General features: G+C 50.0%; 5 tRNA genes, 3 rRNA genes and 2 other annotated features (1 of these 10 running past the window's edge). All 8 genes read right to left on the bottom strand.

Going from position 1 to position 5,000, the window contains the following annotated elements:
• Positions 1–498: ribosomal RNA gene (locus tag AD710_RS08875) — 23S ribosomal RNA — on the bottom strand (it extends 2,431 nt beyond the left edge of the window).
• Positions 499–672: 174 nt separating this feature from the next.
• Positions 673–2,222: ribosomal RNA gene (locus tag AD710_RS08870) — 16S ribosomal RNA — on the bottom strand.
• A gap of 300 nt (positions 2,223–2,522) precedes the next feature.
• Positions 2,523–2,599 (bottom strand) — tRNA-Pro (locus tag AD710_RS08865).
• A gap of 15 nt (positions 2,600–2,614) precedes the next feature.
• Positions 2,615–2,691, bottom strand: a tRNA-Arg gene (locus AD710_RS08860).
• Between the two features lie 9 nt (positions 2,692–2,700).
• A tRNA-Gly gene (locus AD710_RS08855) sits at positions 2,701–2,775 on the bottom strand.
• Positions 2,776–3,268: 493 nt separating this feature from the next.
• A tRNA-Thr gene (locus AD710_RS08850) sits at positions 3,269–3,341 on the bottom strand.
• 2 nt (positions 3,342–3,343) lie between these two features.
• Positions 3,344–3,418, bottom strand: a tRNA-Asn gene (locus AD710_RS08845).
• 45 nt (positions 3,419–3,463) lie between these two features.
• Positions 3,464–3,579, bottom strand: a 5S ribosomal RNA gene (gene rrf / locus AD710_RS08840).
• The 16S, 23S and 5S rRNA genes sit together here with 5 tRNA genes alongside, the layout of an rRNA operon.
• A gap of 63 nt (positions 3,580–3,642) precedes the next feature.
• Positions 3,643–4,511, bottom strand: a sequence feature (23S ribosomal RNA rRNA prediction is too short).
• Between the two features lie 9 nt (positions 4,512–4,520).
• Positions 4,521–4,868: a sequence feature (23S ribosomal RNA rRNA prediction is too short), on the bottom strand.
• Positions 4,869–5,000: the final 132 nt, after the last annotated feature.

The raw sequence follows: 5,000 nt of genomic DNA, 5'->3' as shown, positions 1-5,000 counted from the left end.
ACTATCGGTCACTAGGGAGTATTTAGCCTTGGGAGATGGTCCTCCCGGATTCCGACGGAATTTCACGTGTTCCGCCGTACTCAGGATCCACTCTGGAGAGAACGAAGTTTTGACTACAGGGCTGTTACCTCCTATGGCGGGCCTTTCCAGACCTCTTCATCTACCTCGTTCCTTTGTAACTCCGTACAGAGTGTCCTACAACCCCAAGAGGCAAGCCTCTTGGTTTGGGCTGATCCCGTTTCGCTCGCCGCTACTCAGGGAATCGCATTTGCTTTCTCTTCCTCCGGGTACTTAGATGTTTCAGTTCCCCGGGTCTGCCTTCTCATATCCTATGTATTCAGATATGGATACCACTCCATTACGAGTGGTGGGTTTCCCCATTCGGAAATCTCCGGATCAAAGCTTGCTTACAGCTCCCCGAAGCATATCGGTGTTCGTCCCGTCCTTCATCGGCTCCTAGTGCCAAGGCATCCACCGTGCGCCCTTTCTAACTTAACCGTTAAAAAGAATCACTACGTGATTTCTTGCATTACAATTGAATGTGAATTACTTCTGTTATCTAGTTTTCAAAGAACATTATCTCGAAGAATCGAATGATCCTTCAAAACTAAACAAGACAGGGAACGTTCTGTTTATAAGACCCAAGGTCTTATATTCCGTTAAAATCCTTAGAAAGGAGGTGATCCAGCCGCACCTTCCGATACGGCTACCTTGTTACGACTTCACCCCAATCATCTGTCCCACCTTCGGCGGCTGGCTCCATAAAGGTTACCTCACCGACTTCGGGTGTTACAAACTCTCGTGGTGTGACGGGCGGTGTGTACAAGGCCCGGGAACGTATTCACCGCGGCATGCTGATCCGCGATTACTAGCGATTCCAGCTTCACGCAGTCGAGTTGCAGACTGCGATCCGAACTGAGAACAGATTTGTGGGATTGGCTTAACCTCGCGGTTTCGCTGCCCTTTGTTCTGCCCATTGTAGCACGTGTGTAGCCCAGGTCATAAGGGGCATGATGATTTGACGTCATCCCCACCTTCCTCCGGTTTGTCACCGGCAGTCACCTTAGAGTGCCCAACTGAATGCTGGCAACTAAGATCAAGGGTTGCGCTCGTTGCGGGACTTAACCCAACATCTCACGACACGAGCTGACGACAACCATGCACCACCTGTCACTCTGCCCCCGAAGGGGACGTCCTATCTCTAGGATTGTCAGAGGATGTCAAGACCTGGTAAGGTTCTTCGCGTTGCTTCGAATTAAACCACATGCTCCACCGCTTGTGCGGGCCCCCGTCAATTCCTTTGAGTTTCAGTCTTGCGACCGTACTCCCCAGGCGGAGTGCTTAATGCGTTAGCTGCAGCACTAAGGGGCGGAAACCCCCTAACACTTAGCACTCATCGTTTACGGCGTGGACTACCAGGGTATCTAATCCTGTTCGCTCCCCACGCTTTCGCTCCTCAGCGTCAGTTACAGACCAGAGAGTCGCCTTCGCCACTGGTGTTCCTCCACATCTCTACGCATTTCACCGCTACACGTGGAATTCCACTCTCCTCTTCTGCACTCAAGTTCCCCAGTTTCCAATGACCCTCCCCGGTTGAGCCGGGGGCTTTCACATCAGACTTAAGAAACCGCCTGCGAGCCCTTTACGCCCAATAATTCCGGACAACGCTTGCCACCTACGTATTACCGCGGCTGCTGGCACGTAGTTAGCCGTGGCTTTCTGGTTAGGTACCGTCAAGGTGCCGCCCTATTTGAACGACACTTGTTCTTCCCTAACAACAGAGCTTTACGATCCGAAAACCTTCATCACTCACGCGGCGTTGCTCCGTCAGACTTTCGTCCATTGCGGAAGATTCCCTACTGCTGCCTCCCGTAGGAGTCTGGGCCGTGTCTCAGTCCCAGTGTGGCCGATCACCCTCTCAGGTCGGCTACGCATCGTCGCCTTGGTGAGCCGTTACCTCACCAACTAGCTAATGCGCCGCGGGTCCATCTGTAAGTGGTAGCCGAAGCCACCTTTTATGTCTGAACCATGCGGTTCAGACAACCATCCGGTATTAGCCCCGGTTTCCCGGAGTTATCCCAGTCTTACAGGCAGGTTACCCACGTGTTACTCACCCGTCCGCCGCTAACATCAGGGAGCAAGCTCCCATCTGTCCGCTCGACTTGCATGTATTAGGCACGCCGCCAGCGTTCGTCCTGAGCCAGGATCAAACTCTCCGATAAAGTAGTTTGACTGACTACGCACATCGCTGTGCGATTTATTTAAAACTTTGAATTAACAGGTACGTTTTGTCTTGTTTAGTTTTCAAAGATCATTACCGCTTGTTGAAGCAGCTTTATTAGCTTACCACTCAGCTTCTTTTATGTCAACAACTTTTTTTAAGTCGTTTTCGAAGCTTTTTGTTGTTGTCTGCTGTTCATCAGCGACGAATAATAATATACCATGTTATCTCTCTATAAATCAAGTGTTTTTTAAAATAAAGAGAAAAAATATAATCAGTACATTATCTTAAAGTTTGAGAATGGTCGGGAAGACAGGATTCGAACCTGCGACCCCATGGTCCCAAACCATGTGCTCTACCAAGCTGAGCTACTTCCCGATTTCAAGTGCATTATGGCGCGCCCGAGAGGAGTCGAACCCCTAACCTTTTGATCCGTAGTCAAACGCTCTATCCAATTGAGCTACGGGCGCAAAAATAAATGGAGCGGAAGACGGGATTCGAACCCGCGACCCCCACCTTGGCAAGGTGATGTTCTACCACTGAACTACTTCCGCAAGAAATAATGAACTGTTAAAATAAAAACAACAGCATCAGAAAAAAGGAAAACTCAGTTATGCTCCAACCGGTGTAGCTCTCTGCTTAATCTAAAGCAAAAGCATATCCGGAAATTCATACAGTGCATTATGACAAAAGTAATTATATCAGGGTTTTGATAAAAGTCAATACCGTTTAAAAATTTAATAATAATCTGTACTAACCTAAGGCTGCAAAAAAGAAAACTTCGTTCTCTGGATCAGAACTTGACCATTCAAGAAATTAAACTGCTTAGATCTATTATACATACAATTAAGTTAACCTAATTATGCTATTTATATCACGGAAGCCATATCTCTTTGAAAATGAAGAAAGCAGACTTCCTAAGAAGGCTGCTGTTATATTTTCACCTTGATTTCTGCGGAGAGCAGTAACAGGGTCTTTGCCTATTTAAATACAAAAATAACAGTTCCATAACGCGCGGAAACTGCTTCAGATCAACGTATTTAGATAAGCTTCCAAGCGGGCTCGAACCGCTGACCTCTTCCTTACCATGGAAGTGCTCTACCTGCTGAGCTATGGAAGCAATGGCTCCGCAGGTAGGACTCGAACCTACGACCGATCGGTTAACAGCCGATAGCTCTACCACTGAGCTACTGCGGAATATTATAAGCTTCATAAACAAAAACATGGTAGATAAAACAAAAAGCTTGGCGGCGTCCTACTCTCACAGGGGGAAACCCCCGACTACCATCGGCGCTGAAGAGCTTAACTTCCGTGTTCGGCATGGGAACGGGTGTGACCTCTTCGCTATCGCCACCAAACCATTGAGAGTGTTCTCTCAAAACTAGATAACAGTAAGCATACATTCAAAAATGGTTAAGTCCTCGATCGATTAGTATCTGTCAGCTCCATGTGTCGCCACACTTCCACCTCAGACCTATCAACCTGATCATCTTTCAGGGATCTTACTTCCTTGCGGAATGGGAAATCTCATCTTGAGGGGGGCTTCATGCTTAGATGCTTTCAGCACTTATCCCGTCCGCACATAGCTACCCAGCGATGCCCTTGGCAGAACAACTGGTACACCAGCGGTGCGTCCATCCCGGTCCTCTCGTACTAAGGACAGCTCCTCTCAAATTTCCTGCGCCCGCGACGGATAGGGACCGAACTGTCTCACGACGTTCTGAACCCAGCTCGCGTACCGCTTTAATGGGCGAACAGCCCAACCCTTGGGACCGACTACAGCCCCAGGATGCGATGAGCCGACATCGAGGTGCCAAACCTCCCCGTCGATGTGGACTCTTGGGGGAGATAAGCCTGTTATCCCCGGGGTAGCTTTTATCCGTTGAGCGATGGCCCTTCCATGCGGAACCACCGGATCACTAAGCCCGACTTTCGTCCCTGCTCGACTTGTAGGTCTCGCAGTCAAGCTCCCTTGTGCCTTTACACTCTGCGAATGATTTCCAACCATTCTGAGGGAACCTTTGGGCGCCTCCGTTACCTTTTAGGAGGCGACCGCCCCAGTCAAACTGCCCACCTGACACTGTCTCCCCGCCCGATAAGGGCGGCGGGTTAGAAGGTCAATACAGCCAGGGTAGTATCCCACCGATGCCTCCACCGAAGCTGGCGCTCCGGTTTCCAAGGCTCCTACCTATCCTGTACAAGCTGTACCAACATTCAATATCAGGCTGCAGTAAAGCTCCACGGGGTCTTTCCGTCCTGTCGCGGGTAACCTGCATCTTCACAGGTACTATAATTTCACCGAGTCTCTCGTTGAGACAGTGCCCAGATCGTTGCGCCTTTCGTGCGGGTCGGAACTTACCCGACAAGGAATTTCGCTACCTTAGGACCGTTATAGTTACGGCCGCCGTTTACTGGGGCTTCAATTCGCACCTTCGCTTACGCTAAGCGCTCCTCTTAACCTTCCAGCACCGGGCAGGCGTCAGCCCCTATACTTCGCCTTACGGCTTCGCAGAGACCTGTGTTTTTGCTAAACAGTCGCCTGGGCCTATTCACTGCGGCTCTCTCGGGCTTGCACCCTAACAGAGCACCCCTTCTCCCGAAGTTACGGGGTCATTTTGCCGAGTTCCTTAACGAGAGTTCTCTCGATCACCTTAGGATTCTCTCCTCGCCTACCTGTGTCGGTTTGCGGTACGGGCACCTCTCACCTCGCTAGAGGCTTTTCTTGGCAGTGTGGAATCAGGAACTTCGCTACTATAATTCGCTCGCCATCACAGCTCAG

The sequence above is a fragment of the Bacillus sp. JFL15 genome (assembly GCF_001184225.1).
GTDB lineage: Bacteria > Bacillota > Bacilli > Bacillales > Bacillaceae > Bacillus > Bacillus siamensis.
Note: the sequence above shows the minus strand (reverse complement) of the source record. Positions and strands in the feature narration are given on the sequence as shown.